The organism is Pseudomonas sp. GW821-FHT07B01 (assembly GCF_059419065.1).
In genome coordinates, this window is the sequence record NZ_JBWKRA010000003.1 from 155,086 (window position 1) to 173,770 (window position 18,685).

At 60.6% G+C, this 18,685-nt stretch carries 22 protein-coding genes; 13 read left to right on the forward strand and 9 right to left on the reverse strand.

Annotated elements, in window-relative coordinates; translation table 11 throughout:
- The first annotated feature begins 1 nt into the window (after position 1).
- The 3 genes from AC07S6_RS04885 (at position 2) to AC07S6_RS04895 (ending at position 1,904) form a co-directional block, all read left to right on the forward strand.
- Positions 2-991 (forward strand): 2-hydroxyacid dehydrogenase, encoded by a 990-nt coding sequence (locus AC07S6_RS04885; RefSeq protein WP_200648388.1) that lies wholly within the window; start codon positions 2-4, stop codon positions 989-991.
- Positions 992-1,062: 71 nt separating this feature from the next.
- Positions 1,063-1,503, forward strand: a complete 441-nt coding sequence (locus tag AC07S6_RS04890) for a hypothetical protein (protein ID WP_003192054.1) — start codon at positions 1,063-1,065, stop codon at positions 1,501-1,503.
- Positions 1,500-1,904 (forward strand): META domain-containing protein, encoded by a 405-nt coding sequence (locus AC07S6_RS04895; RefSeq protein WP_034127863.1) that lies wholly within the window; start codon positions 1,500-1,502, stop codon positions 1,902-1,904. The genes AC07S6_RS04890 and AC07S6_RS04895 overlap by 4 nt, the downstream gene beginning before the upstream one ends.
- Positions 1,905-2,036: 132 nt before the next feature.
- On the opposite strand, the gene AC07S6_RS04900 is transcribed toward AC07S6_RS04895, so the two are convergent.
- Complete coding sequence (locus tag AC07S6_RS04900) at positions 2,037-2,498, reverse strand: TlpA disulfide reductase family protein (RefSeq protein WP_003192057.1); 462 nt, start codon at positions 2,496-2,498, stop codon at positions 2,037-2,039.
- 115 nt (positions 2,499-2,613) lie between these two features.
- Between AC07S6_RS04900 and arsC the strand changes: the two genes are divergently transcribed.
- Genes arsC through AC07S6_RS04915 form a run of 3 tightly spaced genes read left to right on the forward strand, consistent with a single transcriptional unit; the run spans position 2,614 to position 3,966 of the window.
- Positions 2,614-2,967 (forward strand): arsenate reductase (glutaredoxin), encoded by a 354-nt coding sequence (gene arsC, locus AC07S6_RS04905; RefSeq protein WP_197881733.1) that lies wholly within the window; start codon positions 2,614-2,616, stop codon positions 2,965-2,967.
- On the forward strand, positions 2,964-3,578 hold the full coding sequence (wrbA, locus tag AC07S6_RS04910) for an NAD(P)H:quinone oxidoreductase (RefSeq protein WP_014718885.1): 615 nt from the start codon (positions 2,964-2,966) through the stop codon (positions 3,576-3,578). The genes arsC and wrbA overlap by 4 nt, the downstream gene beginning before the upstream one ends.
- On the forward strand, positions 3,562-3,966 hold the full coding sequence (locus tag AC07S6_RS04915; RefSeq protein ID WP_495111834.1) for a DUF2069 domain-containing protein: 405 nt from the start codon (positions 3,562-3,564) through the stop codon (positions 3,964-3,966). The genes wrbA and AC07S6_RS04915 overlap by 17 nt, the downstream gene beginning before the upstream one ends.
- Positions 3,967-4,090: 124 nt before the next feature.
- On the opposite strand, the gene AC07S6_RS04920 is transcribed toward AC07S6_RS04915, so the two are convergent.
- Both AC07S6_RS04920 and ttcA read right to left on the reverse strand, forming a co-directional pair.
- The gene (locus tag AC07S6_RS04920) at positions 4,091-4,762 is read right to left on the reverse strand and encodes a DNA-3-methyladenine glycosylase I (protein ID WP_495111835.1); all 672 of its coding nucleotides are present in this window, start codon (positions 4,760-4,762) and stop codon (positions 4,091-4,093) included.
- Positions 4,763-4,829: 67 nt separating this feature from the next.
- Positions 4,830-5,654, reverse strand: a complete 825-nt coding sequence (gene ttcA / locus AC07S6_RS04925; protein ID WP_014718888.1) for a tRNA 2-thiocytidine(32) synthetase TtcA — start codon at positions 5,652-5,654, stop codon at positions 4,830-4,832.
- Positions 5,655-6,016: 362 nt separating this feature from the next.
- On the opposite strand from ttcA, the gene AC07S6_RS04930 reads away from it, so the two are divergent.
- The 5 genes from AC07S6_RS04930 to AC07S6_RS04950 all read left to right on the forward strand — a co-directional run bounded on the left by AC07S6_RS04930 (position 6,017) and on the right by AC07S6_RS04950 (position 10,662).
- Entirely contained in the window at positions 6,017-6,619 is a 603-nt protein-coding gene (locus AC07S6_RS04930) for a Yip1 family protein (protein WP_014718889.1), read from the forward strand.
- Between the two features lie 128 nt (positions 6,620-6,747).
- Positions 6,748-7,242, forward strand: coding sequence for a SprT family zinc-dependent metalloprotease (locus tag AC07S6_RS04935; RefSeq protein WP_003192067.1), 495 nt, complete (start codon positions 6,748-6,750; stop codon positions 7,240-7,242).
- A 223-nt stretch (positions 7,243-7,465) separates the two neighbouring features.
- A complete protein-coding gene (locus tag AC07S6_RS04940; protein WP_197884135.1) occupies positions 7,466-8,362 on the forward strand; it encodes a VOC family protein in 897 nt (298 codons plus the stop codon).
- Positions 8,359-9,750, forward strand: coding sequence for an alginate export family protein (locus tag AC07S6_RS04945; protein WP_495111836.1), 1,392 nt, complete (start codon positions 8,359-8,361; stop codon positions 9,748-9,750). Before AC07S6_RS04940 ends, AC07S6_RS04945 begins: the two co-directional genes overlap by 4 nt.
- A gap of 93 nt (positions 9,751-9,843) precedes the next feature.
- A complete protein-coding gene (locus AC07S6_RS04950) occupies positions 9,844-10,662 on the forward strand; it encodes an alpha/beta fold hydrolase (protein WP_014718098.1) in 819 nt (272 codons plus the stop codon).
- A gap of 218 nt (positions 10,663-10,880) precedes the next feature.
- On the opposite strand, the gene AC07S6_RS04955 is transcribed toward AC07S6_RS04950, so the two are convergent.
- The 6 genes from AC07S6_RS04955 to AC07S6_RS04980 all read right to left on the reverse strand — a co-directional run bounded on the left by AC07S6_RS04955 (position 10,881) and on the right by AC07S6_RS04980 (position 16,299).
- Complete coding sequence (locus AC07S6_RS04955) at positions 10,881-11,120, reverse strand: hypothetical protein (protein ID WP_072435732.1); 240 nt, start codon at positions 11,118-11,120, stop codon at positions 10,881-10,883.
- Between the two features lie 61 nt (positions 11,121-11,181).
- Positions 11,182-11,343, reverse strand: a complete 162-nt coding sequence (locus tag AC07S6_RS04960; protein WP_072435731.1) for a DUF2474 domain-containing protein — start codon at positions 11,341-11,343, stop codon at positions 11,182-11,184.
- Entirely contained in the window at positions 11,330-11,467 is a 138-nt protein-coding gene (locus AC07S6_RS04965) for a hypothetical protein (protein ID WP_165861625.1), read from the reverse strand. The genes AC07S6_RS04960 and AC07S6_RS04965 overlap by 14 nt, the downstream gene beginning before the upstream one ends.
- Positions 11,454-12,470: a cytochrome d ubiquinol oxidase subunit II gene (gene cydB, locus AC07S6_RS04970; protein ID WP_105226550.1), complete on the reverse strand. Its 1,017-nt coding sequence runs from the start codon at positions 12,468-12,470 to the stop codon at positions 11,454-11,456. Before cydB ends, AC07S6_RS04965 begins: the two co-directional genes overlap by 14 nt.
- Positions 12,471-12,485: 15 nt before the next feature.
- Complete coding sequence (locus AC07S6_RS04975; protein WP_072435729.1) at positions 12,486-13,907, reverse strand: cytochrome ubiquinol oxidase subunit I; 1,422 nt, start codon at positions 13,905-13,907, stop codon at positions 12,486-12,488.
- Positions 13,908-13,974: 67 nt separating this feature from the next.
- Positions 13,975-16,299: an FdhF/YdeP family oxidoreductase gene (locus AC07S6_RS04980; protein WP_495111837.1), complete on the reverse strand. Its 2,325-nt coding sequence runs from the start codon at positions 16,297-16,299 to the stop codon at positions 13,975-13,977.
- A 436-nt stretch (positions 16,300-16,735) separates the two neighbouring features.
- Between AC07S6_RS04980 and moaA the strand changes: the two genes are divergently transcribed.
- Both moaA and AC07S6_RS04990 read left to right on the forward strand, forming a co-directional pair.
- Positions 16,736-17,734, forward strand: a complete 999-nt coding sequence (gene moaA, locus AC07S6_RS04985; RefSeq protein WP_072435727.1) for a GTP 3',8-cyclase MoaA — start codon at positions 16,736-16,738, stop codon at positions 17,732-17,734.
- A 39-nt stretch (positions 17,735-17,773) separates the two neighbouring features.
- Positions 17,774-18,673: a bestrophin family protein gene (locus AC07S6_RS04990; protein ID WP_105226547.1), complete on the forward strand. Its 900-nt coding sequence runs from the start codon at positions 17,774-17,776 to the stop codon at positions 18,671-18,673.
- Positions 18,674-18,685: the final 12 nt, after the last annotated feature.

The following is an 18,685-nucleotide window of genomic DNA, read 5'->3' on the forward strand; positions in this document are numbered from 1 at the left end:
AATGCGCGTCATTCTCTTCAGCAGCCAAACCTACGACCGCGAGAGTTTCCTCGGCGAACCGCTGCCGGCTGGCCTGGAACTGCAATTCCAACCCGCCCGGCTCAACCTCGATACCGTGGCCCTGGCCGAACACCACGAGGTGGTCTGCGCCTTCATCAACGACGACCTCAGCGCCCCCGTGCTGGAGCAACTGGCCAAGGGCGGCACACGCCTGATTGCCCTGCGCTCGGCGGGCTACAACCACGTCGACTTACCCGCCGCCCAGCGCCTGGGCCTGACCATCGTGCGCGTGCCCGCCTATTCGCCCCACGCAGTGGCCGAGCATGCCGTCGCCCTGATCCTGGCCCTCAACCGTCGCCTGCACCGTGCCTACAACCGTACCCGCGACGGTGATTTCAGCCTGCACGGGCTGACCGGTTTTGATCTGGTCGGCAAAACGGTCGGCGTGGTCGGCACCGGTCAGATCGGCGCGACCTTCGCCAAGATCATGGCCGGCTTCGGCTGCCAGTTGCTGGCCTACGATCCCTTCCCCAACCCACAGGTGCAGGACCTCGGGGCCCGCTACGTGAGCCTGCCTGAACTGTTGGCCGAGGCGCAAATCATCAGCCTGCACTGCCCGCTCACCGCCGACAGCAAACACCTGATCAACGCCCGCTCGCTCGCGCAGATGCAAACCGGTGCGATGCTGATCAACACCGGGCGCGGTGGCCTGGTCGATACGCCGGCACTGATCGAAGCGCTCAAGCTGGGCCAGTTGGGCTATCTGGGGCTGGACGTCTACGAAGAAGAAGCCCAATTGTTTTTCGAGGACCGCTCGGACCTGCCCCTGCAGGATGACGTGCTTGCCCGCCTGCTGACCTTCCCCAACGTGATCATCACCGCGCACCAGGCCTTCCTCACCCGTGAAGCCCTGGCGGCGATTGCCGGCACCACATTGGCCAACATTGCCGCGTGGGCCGATGGCCGCGCCCAGAACCTGGTCGAGGGATGATCAGCGGTCACATACCAGGCTCATGATAGGCCGGCAGCCGTGATAGGATGCCGCGCCTATTTGGAGGATCCATGGCCGAACACGATTTCCGCTTCAGCTTGCTGAGCCCGCAACACACCCTGATCGAATGCCGTGCCCTGGTGCCGGGCCGTTACCAGGTCACCGGCAACGGTGGTTCGATCAAACATGGCGACGTCCTGATCGTCAGCCTGCGCGGCAGTAAAACCCTGTCGATGCGACTCACCGTCGAAGGTGACGCACGCTACTCCATCCGCCCGGCGGGCCAGTGGGTCGCCATGGCCCAAGGGCCGAAGTTCGGCGAACTCGAGATCCACACCTGGAAGGTCAATTGCGACAGCTGCGACGCCGTGCTGGAGTTTGAATTCGCGGTAGAAACCAAGCTGACCAAGGCACCGCTGCAACCGGCCGCCAACGCGCGTATCAAAGAACTGGGCTGGGCCAGCGAAGGCGACAAGCACCGTTGCCCGAAATGCCAGCAGGCCGCGCAATGAAAGGTCGGCTGCTGCTCGCCGCCATCGGCATGGGCCTGGCAGGCTGCGCTGCCGATGGCGCCAAGCTCGAGCGCGACCACAGCTACGTGGTGGAATGGATCGGTGAGCGGCCGCTGATGGACTATGCGCACCTTACCGTCACCCTGGGCGCCGATGGCCGCGCCTATGGCAATGGTGGCTGTAACCACTGGTTTGCGCCGTACACGGTCGAAGGCGACAAGCTCAGCTTCGGCCCGGTCGGCAGCACCCGAAAAATGTGCGCCGAGGCCCTGATGGAGCAAGAGCATCGCTTCTTCCAGGCCCTGCAAGGCGTGCAGCGCTGGGACATATCGCCGCTCGAGCAGACGCGGTTCTGGCCGGCCGAAGGCAAGCCGATCCGTTTGTGGCTCGAAGAAGGCTGACCTAGGCGCACTCTCCTGTACTAACGCGGTGTCCTCTGGCTCTGTGGGAGTTGGATTGCCTGCGATGCGGACGACGCGGTGTATCAGGTACACCGCAGCGATGCCATCGCAGGCAAGCCAGCTCCCATAGTTCTAGCCTTTCAGCGCCTTGAGCTTGGCCAACACCCCTTCCGCTGTCTGCTCACCCATCAACTGCTCACGCACCTTGCCCTTGTCGTCGATGATGTAGGTCACCGGCAATGCCTCGCTGCGCGGAATCTCGAAGATCCCGTCCGGGTTCTGGGCCAGTACCGTGAACTTGATCCCCAGCTTGTCGCTGGCGGCCTTCAGTTCTTCACCCTGCACATTGTCGAAGTTGACGCCGAACACCCCGACATTCTGGCCTTTCAACTGTTCTGCCAGGGCATTGAGCTCGGGGATTTCCGTGCGGCACGGGCCACACCATTCGGCCCAGTAGTTGACCACCAGCCACTGTTTGTCCAGGCGTTCGGCCGCCACTTTCTGGCCATATTGGTCAACGCCGTAATCGTTACCGCAGCCGCTGAGCAGCAGGGTTGTGATGATCGCCAATGCACCGATCAGTCGCCTTGTCATGGGGTATTCCTTCGCAAAAATGAACGTTGACTGCGGCCTATCGCCTCTTACGGTTTAAGGACAGGCGCCAGCGCAGGTAGAATACCCGCCACCTTACGCAAGATGCGACCCGCACATGACCGATCTGACGCTTTATCACAACCCGCGCTGCTCGAAATCCCGCGGTGCGCTGGAACTGCTGGAAGCCCGCGGCCTCACCCCGACCGTCGTGCGCTACCTGGAAACCCCTCTGGATGCCGCGCAAATCGAGGCCCTGCTGAAAAAACTGGGGATCAGCGCACGCCAACTGCTGCGCACCGGCGAAGACGAATACAAAACCCTGAACCTGGCAGACGCCAGCCTCAGCGACACCCAACTGATCGCCGCCATCGCAGCCCATCCCAAGCTGATGGAACGCCCGATCCTGGCAACCGCCGATAAAGCCATCATTGGCCGCCCGCCCGAGAACGTGCTGGAGATCCTGCCGTGACTACGCCCTATGTGCTGGTGTTGTATTACAGCCGCAACGGCTCGGTGAGCGAGATGGCCCGGCAGATTGCCCGCGGTATCGAGCAAGGCGGCATGGAAGCGCGGTTGCGCACCGTGCCGGCGATCTCCACCGAGTGCGAAGCCGTGGCGCCGAGCATTCCCGACGAAGGCGCGCTGTATGCCAGCCTGGACGACCTGAAGCACTGCTCGGGCCTGGCCCTGGGCAGCCCGACCCGGTTTGGCAACATGGCCGCGCCGCTCAAGTACTTCCTCGATGGCACCAGCAACCTGTGGCTCACCGGCGCTTTGGTCGGCAAGCCGGCCGGCGTGTTCACCTCCACCGCCAGCCTGCATGGCGGCCAGGAAACCACGCTGATGTCGATGCTGCTGCCGCTGCTGCACCACGGCATGCTGATCACCGGCCTGCCCTACAGCGAGCAGGCACTGCTCGACACCCAGGGAGGCGGCACGCCGTATGGCGCCAGCCACCATTCCGGGCCAGACGGCAAGCGTATGCTCGATCAACATGAAATCACCCTGTGCCGGGCCTTGGGCCTGCGCCTGGCCAAGACCGCCACGCTGTTGGAGAACGGCCGTGGCCAGGAAGCCTAAGGTTCTGCCAACGCGGGAATGGCTGGCGCCGCGGGTCAAGGTGACACGCACGCTGAGCCTGCTGGCGTTTTTAGGCCTGGTGGGCTTGTTGTGCGCGTATTACCTGTTGGTCGCCGACCTGCATGGGGCGCGCCCGTGGGTCATCCTGCTGATCGAGCTGGTGCCGCTGCTGATACTTGCGCCAGGCATGCTGATGGGCAGCGCACGCGGGCATTCGTGGATGTGCTTTGTGGTGAACCTGTATTTCATCAAGGGCGCGCTGGCGGCGTATGACCCGAACCGCCAGTGGTTTGGGGTGCTGGAGATGCTGGCGAGCCTGGCGGTGTTTTGCACGGCGTTGCTGTATGTGCGCTGGCGGCATCAGTTGAACCGTCGACTGGCCGATTGACTGATCGTTCCCACGCTCCGCGTGGGAATGCTGCCCAGGACGCTCTGCGTCCCGGGCCTAGTGCAAGGGTGACGCGGAGCGTCACAGGATGCATCCCACACGGAGCGTGGGAACGATCAGGTGATCAATGATTCACCGTGTAAGCCAACATCATCGACAACTGACACATCGGCCGCCCACTCTCGGCATGCCACTGGTTGAAGGCGCCCTGCACCGTCGCCAAATCGCGCAGGCTAGTCGGGGCCTTGTCGACGATCTTCTGCGCATTCAACGCTGCTACCACGTCATCGCTCGGCACAAAGGTGTCCTTGCCGACCATGCGCAGAAAGCGCGGCGCCGACAGCCCGCCCAGTTGGTGGCCGTGCTTGCTCAAGTACTTCCAGAGCCCGACGATATCGGTCACCGGCCAATCAGCGATAAACGCGCCGAAGCTGCCTTTTTCCTGCTCGATATCCAGGATCATCTGCGCATTGCGCGGCACACTCTTGAGCTTGCCCAGGTGGCGGATGATGCGGGCGTCCTGCATCAACCGTTCCAGGTGCTCGGCGCCCATCAACACGACTTTTTCCGGGTCGAAGCCGAAGAACACCTGCTCGAACGCCGGCCATTTGGCATCGACCACGCTGTGCTTCAAACCGGCGCGGAACACCCGCAGCGCCAAGGTCGACAGGTAACGGTCATCGGTGATCTTGCGCAATTGCGCCGGGGTCTTGGGCACCGGCAGATGGGCTTCCAACTGGGCCGCCGAACCGAAGCGGTTCAGACAATATTCGTGCAGCCACTTGTAATCGCGCATGCCCTCTCCTGTCAGTCGAATTGAAAACGGCGCCCGCAAGCGCCGTGTACTAGAGCCTCGGGAAGACTCAGAGGTTCACTACATTGACGAAACGCGATGCGGCGGTCTCATCGATTTTCAAGCTGGTGAAGTCGAACAGGTTGCGGTCGGCCAATTGCGACGGGATCACGTTTTGCAGGCTGCGGAAGATACTTTCGGTACGCCCAGGGGTCTTGCGCTCCCAGTCCACCAGCATCTCCTTGACCACCTGGCGCTGCAGGTTTTCCTGGGAGCCGCACAGGTTGCACGGGATGATCGGGAATTGCTTGAAATCGGAGTAAGCCTGGATGTCCTTCTCGTTGCAATACGCCAGCGGGCGGATCACCACGTTGCGCCCATCATCGGCACGCAGCTTGGGCGGCATGGCCTTGAGCGAGCCGTTGAAGAACATATTGAGGAAGAAGGTTTCGACGATGTCATCGCGGTGATGACCCAGGGCCATCTTGGTCGCGCCGATCTCATCGGCAAAGGTATAGAGCGTGCCGCGGCGCAGGCGCGAGCACAGCGAGCAGGTGGTCTTGCCTTCCGGGATCAATTCCTTGACCACCGAGTAGGTGTCTTTCTCGACGATGTGGTACTCGACGCCCAGTTCTTTCAGATAGGCCGGCAGCACATGCTCAGGGAAACCGGGTTGTTTCTGGTCCATGTTGACCGCCACGATCTCGAACTTGATCGGCGCGACCTTTTGCAGGTGCAGCAACACGTCGAGCATGGTGTAGCTGTCTTTGCCGCCGGAGAGGCAGACCATGACCTTGTCGCCATCCTCGATCATGTTGAAATCGGCGACCGCTTCACCGGCCAGGCGACGCAGGCGTTTTTGCAGTTTGTTCTGGTTGACTGTAAGAGTGCCCATGGCGCTTGGATCCGCAAAGGTGTGTGACGAAAAGCGCAGCATTTTACCGGTAAGACTCGCCGAGTTCCAATGTGGGAGCTGGCTTGCCTGCGATAGCGGTGTGCCAGTCAACATCTCTGGTCCGGACAGGCCGCCATCGCAGGCAAGCCAGCTCCCACACTGGATCCCATGAATCCTGACAGACCGCACCGCGATTAGCGTGATTGTTTACAGCGCAATTTGCTCTAAAGGCCCTACGGTTATTCCGGTCATCCCTTTCTATACTGCGACTTGAGGTCGCACATCTATCCAGACCTTTCAGGCCATTTGGCCCGTGGGCGCTCCGATGGGGGGCGATGGTAATAACGACAGGAGTGACTGGCATGATCCATCACGTCGTGGGGCTGTTTACCCATCCCGACCAGGAATGGCGGGAAATCCGTGGCGATAAAGAAGAAAGCATCAGCCACATGTACCTCACTCATACCCTGATTCTCGCGGCGATCCCCGCCATTTCCGCCTTTATTGGCACCACTCAGGTCGGCTGGGTCATCGGCAACCGTGCCCCGGTGATGCTGACCCAGGAAAGCGCGCTGTGGATGACCCTCATGTCCTACGCGGCCATGCTGTGCGGCGTGGCGGTGATGGGCGCATTCATTCACTGGATGGCCCGCACCTACGACGCCAGCCCAAGCATGGCCCGCTGCGTGGCGTTTGCCACTTACACTGCCACACCCTTGTTTATCGGCGGGCTGGCGGCGCTCTACCCGCATATGTGGCTGGGCATGGTCGTGGGCACGGCGGCGATTTGCTACACGGTCTACCTGCTGTATGTGGGGCTGCCGACCTTCATGAGTATCGACCCGGATGAAGGCTTCCTGTTTTCCAGTTCGGTATTGGCCGTGGGCCTGGTGGTGCTGGTGGCGATCATGGCCTTTACCGTGATCGTCTGGGGCCTGGGCGTCGGGCCGATCTACACCAGTTGAACGAAAAAACCCGCAGGCAAGGCCACCGCAAGGTGGCTTTGTGCATTATGCATGACCATTCGGCGCCTGACAGATTCGGAAACACCCAGCTTTGCGGCATACTGGGCGTCTCTGGAGATATGTACAGCATGCCCGAGCAACTCAATACCCGCGTCGAAGATTGTTTCCTGCAAGCCGAATCCTTTTTCAAACGAAGCTTCAAACGCCCCCAGGTCAGCCTCAAGCTGCGGGGGCAGAAAGCCGGTGTCGCGCATTTGCACGAGAACCTGCTGCGCTTCAACCCTCAGTTGTACCGTGAAAACAGCCAACACTTTCTCAAGCAGACCGTGGCGCACGAAGTGGCGCACCTGATTGCCCACCAATTGTTTGGCGAGCGTATTCAGCCCCATGGCGAGGAATGGCAACTGATCATGCGCGGGGTTTACGAACTGCCGCCCGACCGTTGCCACACCTACGAGGTCAAGCGCCGACAAGTGACTCGTTATATCTACCGCTGCCCGTGTGCGGACAGTGATTTTCCGTTTTCACCGCAGCGCCATGGGTTGGTCAACCAAGGGCGGCGGTATTTGTGTCGGCGGTGTCGGCAAACCTTGGTGTTCACCGGGGAAACTCGGGTGGAATAATGGCCTCTTCGCAGGCAAGCCAGCTCCCACAATTGGATCGTGGGGTATCAGGTAGAGGCAAGTTAACTCTCACATTTGGATTGCGGGGCGTCAGGCAGATAGGCATCGGCTGTCTGGGCCGCGTAGCTGAAACGTTCAACCGAGCACGTCCATACAATTCCCCACCGCCCTGCCCCCCCTAACCTCACGGCTTTCGAACCCTCAGAAGCGCTGGAGAACGGGCATGGGTAACACAGCAACCAAGGTATCGCTGGCATTGACGCTGCTGGCAAGTACGATGATGAACAGCGCGTTTGCCGCCACCCCGAACGTGGCCGTGGCGCCGCAGTACGACACCAGCCATGTGTATGTGGCACCGGCCGATGTGGACCGTTTTACCCAGAGTTTCCTCGCCACCTTCGGCGGCAAAAGCACGCCCCAGGTCGTGGTCAACGTGCTGCCGGTGCCGAGCAGCACCACCTCGCAATTGCTCCAGACCCCGGCGGGCACCGTGTCGTTGTTCGGTTTTACCACCCCCGTGCCTCACCCGTTCGGCCAGGAACGCAACGGCTATCTGGTCAAGGACATGGACGTAGCCCTCAAGGCCGCGCGGGACAATGGCGCCGATGTGATCGTCAGCGATTTCCCCGACCCCATCGGCCGTGACGCCGTGGTGCAATGGCCGGGCGGTGTGAACATGCAGCTCTACTGGCACACCAAGACCCCGGATTACACCGCCTTCGAAACCGTGCCGGAAAACCGTGTGTATGTGTCCAACGACAGCGCCGAGCGGTTTATCAAGGCGTTCCTAGGTTTCTCCCACGGCAAGGTAGTGAGCGACGACAAGCACGCCCCAGGGGTTGATGTCGGCCAAGCCGGCGGCCACTACCGCCGCGTTGATATCGAATCGCCGTTCGGGCGCATGGCGGTGCTGGTCACCAATGGCCAACTGCCCTACCCGTTCGGCCACGACACCACCGGTTATCAGGTCAACGACCTTGCCGCCACTCTGGGCAAGGCCAGCGGGTCTGGCGCCAAAGTACTGGTGCCGGCATTCGACAGCAAAGGTCGGCGCAGTGCGTTGGTGGAGTTCCCGGGTGGTTATGTCGCAGAAATCCACCAACTCAGCGCGGCAAAATGATTCGTCACGCAGGCTGGAGCCTGGCTGTGCTGTGGCCGTTGCTTACCGGCAGCGTGCAGGCCGACGACCAGCCGGTACGCCCGGCGATCAAGGCCAACCGCTGGCAGGAAGACTGGTCTGTGCTCAAGGACCCGGCATTGCGCACGCAACCGCTGGACAACCTCAAGTACATCCCACTGTCCGCCGCCAACCCGTTCACCTACTTATCGTTGGGCGCCACCTTGCGTGAACGCTTCGAGATGAACGACGCCAGCGGGTTCGGCGTGCGGGATGTACCGCGTGACCGCTACCTGATCCAGCGCTTTCAGGTGCACGCCGACTTGCACCTGAACGAACACTGGCGGCTGTTCACCCAGTTGGAAGATGTGCGGGCCTATGACAAGACCACGATTGGCGGTGCCGACCAGAACCGCGTCGACCTGCGCCTGGCCTTTGCCGAATACGTGAAGTCCTTCAACGCTGGCACCTTCAAGGCACGGGCTGGCCGTCAGGATTTCGCCTTCGACTTGCAGCGTTTCATCTCGTCACGGGACGGCCCGAATGTGCGGCAGTCCTTCGATGCGTTGTGGGCGGACTGGGAAACGCCGCAATGGCGCTTCATCGGGATCGCCAGCCAACCGGTGCAGTACCAGGATGGCCGGCATTTCGACGATAAGTCCAACAGCGATGCGCGCTTCCACATGCTACGGGTCGAGCGACTGGTGGGCGGCACCAATGAGCTGTCGGCCTATTACGGCGTGTACGAGCGCAGTGCCGCCCATTACCTGGACGCCGATGGCGAAGAGACGCGCCAGTTGCTGGACGCCCGCCTCGGTGGCGCAGCCCAGGGTTTCGACTGGGACGTCGAAGCCATGCTGCAACGCGGCTCGGTGGGCAGCAAGACGATTCGCGCCTGGGCCGGTGGCAGCCGCACCGGCTACACCTTTGACACGCTGGCCTGGAAGCCGCGTATCGGCCTGCAACTGGATATCGCTTCCGGTGACCGCCAGGCCGGTGACGGCCGGGTCGGCACCTTCAACCCGCTGTTCCCCAATGGCTATTACTTTTCCCTGGCGGGCTATACCGGCTACAGCAACCTGATCCACGTCAAGCCGTCGATTACCGTCAAGCCCCTCGCCAAGCTCAGCGTGCAAACCGCTGTCGGCCTGCTGTGGCGGCAGACCACCGCAGACGCCGTCTACACCCAGCCCAACCTGCCCGTGGCTGGCACGGCGGGCCAAGGTGAGCGCTGGACCGGCGCCTACGGCCAACTGCGCACCGACTACGCCTTTACGCCCAACCTCAGCGGTGCGGTCGAGGCCGTGCACTACGCGATCGGCCAGACCCTGCGCGATGCCGGTGGGCACGACAGCAATTACCTGGGCATGGAGCTCAAGTTCAGTTGGTGAGACAAGCACACCCATACAAGCCTGAGCTCAGGTTTACGGCAATAGTGATGCGGTTTTTTCACCGCCCTTTTTCAGCCCTGCAAGGAGTTTCAGATGAGCACATTCGTTGCCAAAGACGGTACCCAGATCTACTTCAAGGACTGGGGCAGCGGTAAGCCCGTGCTGTTCAGCCACGGCTGGCCGCTGGATGCGGACATGTGGGAATACCAGATGGAATACCTGAGCAGCCGTGGCTTTCGCACCATTGCCTTTGACCGTCGTGGTTTTGGCCGCTCGGACCAGCCCTGGACCGGTAACGACTACGACACCTTCGCTGACGATATCGCCCAGTTGATCGAACACCTGGACCTGCAGGACGTGACCCTGGTGGGCTTCTCCATGGGTGGCGGTGACGTGGCGCGCTACATCGCCCGCCACGGCAGTGCCCGTGTCGCCGGCCTGGTGTTGTTGGGCGCGGTCACGCCGATCTTCGGCCAGCAAGCCGACTACCCCCAAGGCGTGCCTGGTGAGGTGTTCGATGGCATCAAGGCCGGCCTGTTGAAGGATCGTGCGCAGTTCATCAGCGACTTCAACACGCCGTTCTTCGGTCTCAATAAAGGCCAGCACGTTTCAGAGGGTGTGCTCAGCCAGACCCTGCAGATCGCCATGCTTGCCTCGCTCAAGTCGACCGTGGATTGCGTCACCGCGTTCTCGCAAACCGACTTCCGCCCGGACATGGCCAAGATCGACGTACCGACCCTGGTGATCCATGGCGACGGCGACCAGATCGTGCCGTTCGACACCACCGGCAAAGTCGCGGCGCAGATGATCGAGGGCGCACAACTGAAAGTGTACAAGGATGCGCCGCACGGGTTTGCCGTGACCCACGCTCAACAGCTCAATGAAGACCTGCTGGGGTTCCTGAACCGCTGAACCACTTGAAACATCCTCTCCCTGTTTGGCCGGGAAAGCCCTGAGGGTGAGTGGTTGCTGGAGACTTTGGTATTCACGGCGGGTACGCAAACGCAAAAATAGTAAGCATCCATAAAAAAAGACGTCCAAAGACGTCTTTTTTTTGTGCCTGAAATCCAGTGACGCTTACAAGGCCAGGCGCAGTTCACCCCACCACCACGCCAGCCCCATAAGCCCTTTCATCGAAGCGGAGATCTCACCCACCGCTCTGCCGCTTCTTGCGCCCCTTCAACCGCCTGCTCATAACTCTCCCAATGGTCTCCCTCCACAAAGGCAGGTCGGGCATCCTCGCCTGGCAAGGTCAACCGGGCACCCACAGGAATATCCAGTGCCTGGCCCCAGCTGAAGCCAATCATCACGGTGACACCACTTTTTGTCACATATTCAACAGGATGGTCTCTATCAATACGTTCTGACATACGTCTCTCCTTGATCCGGCGCCACGTTCAGCGCCGGACGTTTGTTAGGTAAAATACCCCGTCAATGGCTACTCATGCCGGCCATGTGCATGATCCCTCGAATACCACTGGCCACAATGCCGAGTGCAACCACACTGGCGAGCCAAATAGCGATCAGCCAACACACCCGTTTGTACCAGGGGCCTGCCTGATTTTGAGCCTGTGACACTTCATAGCGTTCCATGGGCCATTTCCATTGTCAGGGCCGTCGCGGCGGCCAGCATGATCAGTGCCGTGCAAAACAGCAGGCTTAACTGCGCCACCTGTTTGTAAAACGGCATCGGTTTTTCAGCGTTAGTGGTAACCATCGCCAATCCTCACTTTTCCACGGAAGACGTAGTAGCTCCAGCAGGTGTACATCAGGATGATCGGCAGGATGAACAGGGTGCCGATCAGGATAAACAGCTGGCTGGACGGTGGTGATGCGGCGTCCCACAGGCTGATGGACGGCGGTACGATGTTCGGCCAGATGCTGAACGCCAGACCGATATAGCCGAGGAAGACCAGCATCAGGGTGAACACGAACGGCCAGTGGGAATGGTGTTGACGCAAGGTCTTCAATAGCCCGACCAGGGCCAGTACGCCGAGCAGCAACAGCCCGCCGAACACCACTATGTGTGCGTGGGTGAACCAGCGCGTGGCGATTTCCGGGTGCAGCCAGGGGGTCCACACACACAGTACGGCCACCACGGCCATCAGGGCGAAGGCCAGGTAATGGCTGAACAGGCGCATCCGCGATTCCAGCATGCCTTCGGTCTTGACCAGCAACCAGGTGCTGCCCAGCAGGGCGTACGCCACCACCAGCCCTACGCCGCAGAACAGCGGGAACGGAGACAACCAGTCCAGGGTGCCGCCGGCAAACTGGCGATTTACCACCGGTATGCCGGCAATGTAGGTGCCGATCACCACGCCCTGGCAAAAGGTCGCCAGGAACGAGCCGCCGATAAACGCCATGTCCCAAATGTGCCGCTTCTGCGGGCTGGCCTTGAAGCGGAATTCAAACGCCACGCCGCGAAAGATCAGCCCGGCCAGCATGAAGATCAGCGGCAGGTACAACGCTTCCAGGATCACTGAGTACGCCAGCGGAAACGCGCCATACAACGCCGCGCCGCCCAGAATCAGCCACGTCTCGTTGCCGTCCCATACCGGCGCCACGGTGTTCATCATCACGTCGCGCTCCTGCTCGTCCGGGATCAACGGAAACAGGATGCCCAACCCCAGGTCGAAGCCGTCCATGATTACGTACATCATCACCCCGAAGGCAATGATCACGCCCCATATCAACGACAGGTCTATACCTTGAATGCCCATGTGCAATCCCCTCGATCAGTTGGTGTGGTCGCCGGACGCGAGCGTCTCGGTAACGGCGGACAGGGGACGACGTGGCGTACGGTCCTGGCCGGGGCCGCCTTGGGGCGGATGGTCGTGATGGGGCTGCGGGCCCTTGCGTACCAGCTTCATCATGTAGCCGATCCCCACGGCAAACACCGAGAAGTAGATCACCACGAACAACGCCAGAGAGATGCTCAGCTGCGTGACGGTATGGTTGGACGCCGCGTCGGCGGTGCGCATCAGCCCGTAGACCACCCATGGCTGGCGTCCGACTTCGGTGGTGATCCAGCCGGCGAGCATCGCGATCAGGCCGGTCGGCCCCATGAACAACACCAGGCGCAGGAACAGGCGATTGCGATACAGCGCGCCATTACGGCGCAATGCCAAGCCCAGTATCCCGGTGAGGATCATCAACATCCCCAGCCCGGCCATGATCCGGAAACTGAAGAAAATGATGGTCGAGTTCGGTCGGTCCTCTTTAGGGAAGCTCTTGAGCGCCGGGATCTGTTTGTCCAGGCTGTGGGTCAGGATCAGGCTGCCCAGGTACGGGACCTCGATCGCGTAGCGGGTCTTTTCGGCCTCCATGTCAGGGATCCCGAACAACACCAGCGGCGTCGCGCCGTCACCGACGTTTTCCCAATGCCCTTCAATCGCGGCGATTTTTGCCGGTTGATGCTCCAGGGTGTTCAGGCCATGGGCATCACCGACGACCGCCTGGATCGGTGCCACGATCAATGCCATCCACAACGCCATCGAGAGCATCTTGCGCACTGCCGGGGTGTCGTTTTTACGCAGCAGGTGCCAGGCCGCCGAGGAACCGACGAAGAACGCCGTGGCGACAAACGCAGCGATTGCCATGTGCGTCAGGCGGAACGGGAACGACGGGTTGAAGACGATGGCGAACCAGTCCAGCGGCATCACCCGGCCATCGACGATGGAAAAGCCCTGGGGAGTTTGCATCCAGCTGTTGGAGGCCAGAATCCAGAACGTCGAGATCAACGTACCGATGGCGACCATCACGGTGGCAAAGAAGTGCAACCCACGCCCGACCCGGTTCCAGCCAAACAGCATGACCCCCAAGAAGCCCGCTTCCAGGAAGAATGCCGTCAGCACTTCATAGGTGAGCAAGGGCCCGGTGATACTCCCGGCGAAGTCCGAGAAGCGGCTCCAGTTGGTGCCGAATTCGTACGCCATGACCAGGCCCGAAACAACGCCCATACCGAAGTTGACGGCGAAGATTTTCGACCAGAAGTGATACAGATCCTTGTAGACCGGATTGTCGGTTTTCAGCCACAAGCCTTCCAGCACAGCCAGGAAACTGGCCAGGCCGATGGTGATGGCGGGAAAGATGATGTGAAACGAGACCGTGAACGCGAACTGAATTCGCGCCAGGTCGAGCGCCTCGAGATTTAGCATGACGGTACCCTCATAGTGTCCAGTGATCAGCAAAACCCAGGGCGACCTGCCGGCCGCCCCGCCCGGCTCAAGCGCCGAGTGACTGAATCAGGTTGCTGGCCGGCGCAGGTTCAAGGCGAATGGCGATGAACTTCGACGTGGGTGTGAAGGTGCGGTCGCCATAGCTTTCCAGGGGCACCAGAGGGTTGGTTTCCGGGTAATAGGCGGCAGCCTGGCCAGGCGGAATGTCGTAGGCGATCAACGTAAAGCCGCTGACCCGACGCTCGCGCCCGTCGCCCCACAACGACACCATGTCGACCTTCTGCCCAGGCTCGTAACCCAGTTTGCGAATGTCCTGCTCATTGACGAACACCACGTCGCGCATGCCATACACGCCGCGATAGCGGTCATCGAGCCCGTACAACGTGGTGTTGTACTGGTCGTGGGAACGCATGGTCTGCAGAATCAGGTCCGGCTTGACGTCGAGGTTGCGTACGCCTTCGCTGACCAGGTGGGCGGGCAACTCGCTCGGAGCAAACTGCGCTTTACCGCTGTTGGTATGCCAGATGCGGTGCGAGGCGTTGTTGCGCAGGTGGAAGCCGCCCGGGTGCAGCAGTTTTGTGTTGAAGTCCTTGAAGCCGGGAATGGTGTCGGCGATCAAGTCACGGATGCGGCCGTAGTCGGCCACCGTCCACAGCCAGTCAATGGGGTGCTTGCCCAGGGTCGCATTGGCGATCCCGGCGATGATGGCCGGTTCAGAGCGCATCAAAGGCGACTTGGGTTTCAGTTGGCCGTGGGAGATGTGCACCATGCTGAAGGTGTCTTCCACGGTCACGCCTTGCGGGCCCTCGGCCTGAATGTCGATATCGGTACGGCCCAGGCACGGCAGGATCAAGGCTTCGCGGCCGGTCACCAGGTGGCTGCGATTGAGCTTGGTAGCGATATGCACGGTCAGGTCGCACTTGCGCAATGCCGCATGGGTGCGTGGGGTGTCCGGCGTCGCTTGGGCAAAATTGCCACCCAGGCCGATGAAGACTTTGGCGAGCCCCTGTTCCATGGCGGCAATCGCCATCACAGTGTTGTGACCATGGCGGCGCGGTACCTTAAAGTCAAAGCGCGCTTCCAGCGCATCGATCAGCTCCGGTGGCGCCAGCTCGTTGATGCCCATGGTGCGGTCGCCCTGCACGTTACTGTGCCCACGCACCGGCGACAGCCCTGCGCCTGGCCGGCCGATATTGCCGCGCAACAGTTGCACGTTGATGATTTCCTGTACGGTCACCACCGAGTGCACATGCTGGGTCACGCCCATCGCCCAGCACATGATCACCCGGTTGGCGCGGCGGTACATGCGCGCCGCCAGCTCGATGTCGGCAAGGCTAAGGCCCGATTGCTCGACGATATGCTCCCACGAGGTGGCGTCGACCTGTGCCAGGTACTGTTCGAGACCCGAGGTGTGTTCGGCAATGAATGTGCGGTCGAACACCGCCTCGCCATTGTTTTCCAGGGCATCACGCTCCCATTCCAGCAGGAACTTGGCGATGCCTCGAAAGGCCGCCATGTCGCCGCCCAGCGCCGGACGAAAGTACGCCGACGAGGTGGGTTCGGAACCGTTGGTGAGCATCTCCAGCGGATGCTGCGGGTGTTGGAAACGTTCCAGCCCACGCTCTTTGAGTGGGTTGAAACAGATCACCTGGGCGCCGCGCTTCACCGCCTCGCGCAGTGGCTCAAGCATGCGTGGGTGGTTGGTACCGGGGTTCTGGCCGATAACGAAAATCGCGTCGGCTTCCCCCAGGTCATCAAACGTCACCGTGCCTTTGCCCACGCCGACACTGTCGTCCATGCCCAGGCCGCTCGCTTCGTGGCACATGTTCGAACAGTCGGGGAAGTTGTTGGTGCCGTAGGCGCGCACGAACAGCTGGTACAGATACGCCGCTTCGTTACTGGCCCGGCCCGAGGTATAGAACTCCGCCTGGTCCGGCGACTCCAGTTCCTTCAGGTGCTTGGCGATCAGGGCAAAGGCGTCGTCCCAACTGGTTTCGACATAACGATCCAGCGAGGCGTCGTAGCGCATCGGATGGGTCAGGCGCCCCTGGTATTCGAGCCAATAGTCACTTTGCGCCGCCAGCGACGACACCGTGTATTTGTTGAAGAACGCCGGGTTGACCAGGCGCCCGGTGGCTTCCCAGTTCACCGCCTTGGCGCCGTTCTCGCAGAACTTGACCATGCCGCCTTCCGGCGATTCGCCCCATGCACAACCCGGGCAGTCAAAACCGCCATTCTGGTTGGTCTTGAGCATCGCGCGGATGTTCTTGAACGCGTTTTCACTGCCCAGCCAGCTTTGCGTCACCGCAATCAGCGCGCCCCAACCTGCGGCCGCCCCCTTGTACGGTTTATAACGTTCAACTTCGCTCATGGTAATTCTCCAAGACTTCACACGTAGGCGCGGGCCTAACTAAAGCCCTTATTGATGATTATTTTTCAGGCACTGCAAAACGCAAATCGGTTTAAAGCCCACTAAACCGGGTTCACGTCGACCGGTTTTAAGGGTCCAACATCGAGTTACGCATTTAGCCTATGCCGTGCATAAACAGCCTGTCTAATCACAAATAATGACCACTTCATCGACATGCTCTATCACGATAAATTGTTTTAAAAATCAAAAAGATAAAATAATAAAAGTCGAATAAAAACCCCAGTCAAAAGCCCATAGATTTCGTCGATCACTCGGTTGCTAATAGTGATTAGACGCGGCATTAAAACAACTCTAGCCTTGCTTTAAATAACGCGCTTACCTACATCGAGCGTCCAAACACCGTAGTTACACGCTCAGCGTCGCTGCCGAGGTTTTAATGACCGATCAAGTCTTGATGGATAGTTTTTCTCGCCGGGTCGACTACCTCAGGATGTCGGTGACCGACCGCTGCGATTTCCGTTGTGTCTATTGCATGGCCGAAGACATGGAATTCCTGCCTCGCCAGAAAATCCTGACGCTGGAAGAGCTGTATCAACTGGCGCAAAGTTTCGTCGCACTGGGCACGCGCAAAATCCGCCTGACAGGCGGTGAACCCTTGATTCGTCCGGGCGTGGTCGAGCTGTGCAAGCGCATCGCGACGCTGCCCGGCCTGCGCGAGTTGTGCATGACCACCAACGGCTCGCAACTGGGCAAGCTGGCCGCGCCGCTGTTCGATGCCGGGCTCAAGCGCCTCAACATCAGCCTCGATAGCCTTGACCCCAAGCGCTTTCGTGAACTGACGCGCACCGGTGACCTGGCCAAGGTCATCGCCGGTATCGATGCGGCGAATGCGGCGGGCTTCCAACGCACCAAGCTCAACTGCGTGGTAATGAAGGGCCGCAACGACCACGAAATCAACGACCTCGTGGCGTTCGCCATTGACCGCGGCCTGGATATTTCCTTCATTGAAGAGATGCCCCTGGGGGTCATCAGCGAACACAGCCGTGCCGAGGCGTTCTATTCCAGCGCGCAGGTGCGCGAGCGTATTGCCGAGCGCTACACCCTGATCGACTCGGCAGAATCGACCCAGGGGCCTTCGCGTTACTGGCGCCTGGCCGAGGCGCCGCATATTCGCCTGGGCTTTATTTCACCCCACAGCCACAACTTCTGCGGCACCTGCAACCGCGTGCGCCTGACGGTTGAAGGCCGGTTGTTGCTGTGCCTGGGCAACGAGCATTCGGTCGACCTCAAGGAGGTGCTGCGGCGCTATCCGGGTGAACCAAAACGCCTGGAGAGTGCCATCGTTGAGTCGATGAAACTCAAGCCGTATCGGCACAACTTCGAGCTCAATGATGACGTGCAGGTTGTCCGCTTCATGAACATGACCGGTGGTTAACCCATCCGGTTTTACCCCTTCGCATTAAGGCCATCGCCCATGATCGTCAGAGCCAAACCCAACCTGATCGGTGTATTGACTTCGCTCAAGGGCTCCGTGGCCCGGCGTATCGCACTGCGTAGCCTGCTGGTGACACTGCTGGCCTCGGTGATTGTGCTGGTGGAGACCCTTCACCCGGCGTACTTCTCCAAGGTCAACGCCACGCCATTCACGCTGCTGGGCTTGTCACTTTCAATCTTCATGAGTTTTCGCAACAACGCCTGCTATGACCGCTGGTACGAAGGGCGCAAAGCCCTCGGCGCCATGGTGATGGATGTGCGCGTCATGATTCGCGAAACCCAAGTGATCAAGGATGCTCGCCAACGCAAAGAGATCCTGCGCAACCTCTGCGGGTTCGCCCACGCACTGAACGCCAGGCTGCGCAATGAAAATGAGTCCATCGCGGCAGCGCCCTGGCTCGACAAGCTGCCGTCGGCCAGCACCCCGAATCTCCCGGAAAGCATTATCGGCCGCGTGACCCAGCAGTGTTCGGCGCTGGCCGAGTCGGGGGGTTTCAGTGAATGGCGCTACCAACTGATGGCCAGGCACTTGAGCAACCTGACCCGTACACAGACGATTTGCGAGCGCATCAAAAGTACGCCGCTGCCCTTCCCGTACACCCTCTTGTTGCACCGCACCAGCTACATGTTCTGCATCTTGCTGCCCTTCGCCATGGCCGAACCCCTGGGTTGGCTGACGCCGGTCTTCACCGCCATCGTGAGCTACACGTTTTTTGGCCTGGACGCGATTGGCGATGAGCTGGAAGACCCCTTCGGCTACGACGAAAACGACCTGCCGACCAATGCCATCGTGCGCACGATTGAACGCGAAGTGCTGCACGCCAACGGCGCGACACAACTGCCGCCCGTGCTCCAACCCATTGATTGTGTACTGAACTGACCCGAGGCCCCC

Coding starts and splice junctions, on each gene's coding strand:
- AC07S6_RS04885 (WP_200648388.1), top strand. CDS start 2: ATGCGCGTCATTCTCTTCAGCAGCCAAACCTACGACCGCGAGAGTTTC.
- AC07S6_RS04890 (WP_003192054.1), top strand. CDS start 1,063: ATGGCCGAACACGATTTCCGCTTCAGCTTGCTGAGCCCGCAACACACC.
- AC07S6_RS04895 (WP_034127863.1), top strand. CDS start 1,500: ATGAAAGGTCGGCTGCTGCTCGCCGCCATCGGCATGGGCCTGGCAGGC.
- AC07S6_RS04900 (WP_003192057.1), bottom strand. CDS start 2,498: ATGACAAGGCGACTGATCGGTGCATTGGCGATCATCACAACCCTGCTG.
- arsC (WP_197881733.1), top strand. CDS start 2,614: ATGACCGATCTGACGCTTTATCACAACCCGCGCTGCTCGAAATCCCGC.
- AC07S6_RS04920 (WP_495111835.1), bottom strand. CDS start 4,762: ATGCGCGATTACAAGTGGCTGCACGAATATTGTCTGAACCGCTTCGGT.
- ttcA (WP_014718888.1), bottom strand. CDS start 5,654: ATGGGCACTCTTACAGTCAACCAGAACAAACTGCAAAAACGCCTGCGT.
- AC07S6_RS04930 (WP_014718889.1), top strand. CDS start 6,017: ATGATCCATCACGTCGTGGGGCTGTTTACCCATCCCGACCAGGAATGG.
- AC07S6_RS04935 (WP_003192067.1), top strand. CDS start 6,748: ATGCCCGAGCAACTCAATACCCGCGTCGAAGATTGTTTCCTGCAAGCC.
- AC07S6_RS04940 (WP_197884135.1), top strand. CDS start 7,466: ATGGGTAACACAGCAACCAAGGTATCGCTGGCATTGACGCTGCTGGCA.
- AC07S6_RS04945 (WP_495111836.1), top strand. CDS start 8,359: ATGATTCGTCACGCAGGCTGGAGCCTGGCTGTGCTGTGGCCGTTGCTT.
- AC07S6_RS04950 (WP_014718098.1), top strand. CDS start 9,844: ATGAGCACATTCGTTGCCAAAGACGGTACCCAGATCTACTTCAAGGAC.
- AC07S6_RS04955 (WP_072435732.1), bottom strand. CDS start 11,120: ATGTCAGAACGTATTGATAGAGACCATCCTGTTGAATATGTGACAAAA.
- AC07S6_RS04960 (WP_072435731.1), bottom strand. CDS start 11,343: ATGGAACGCTATGAAGTGTCACAGGCTCAAAATCAGGCAGGCCCCTGG.
- AC07S6_RS04965 (WP_165861625.1), bottom strand. CDS start 11,467: ATGGTTACCACTAACGCTGAAAAACCGATGCCGTTTTACAAACAGGTG.
- cydB (WP_105226550.1), bottom strand. CDS start 12,470: ATGGGCATTCAAGGTATAGACCTGTCGTTGATATGGGGCGTGATCATT.
- AC07S6_RS04975 (WP_072435729.1), bottom strand. CDS start 13,907: ATGCTAAATCTCGAGGCGCTCGACCTGGCGCGAATTCAGTTCGCGTTC.
- AC07S6_RS04980 (WP_495111837.1), bottom strand. CDS start 16,299: ATGAGCGAAGTTGAACGTTATAAACCGTACAAGGGGGCGGCCGCAGGT.
- moaA (WP_072435727.1), top strand. CDS start 16,736: ATGACCGATCAAGTCTTGATGGATAGTTTTTCTCGCCGGGTCGACTAC.
- AC07S6_RS04990 (WP_105226547.1), top strand. CDS start 17,774: ATGATCGTCAGAGCCAAACCCAACCTGATCGGTGTATTGACTTCGCTC.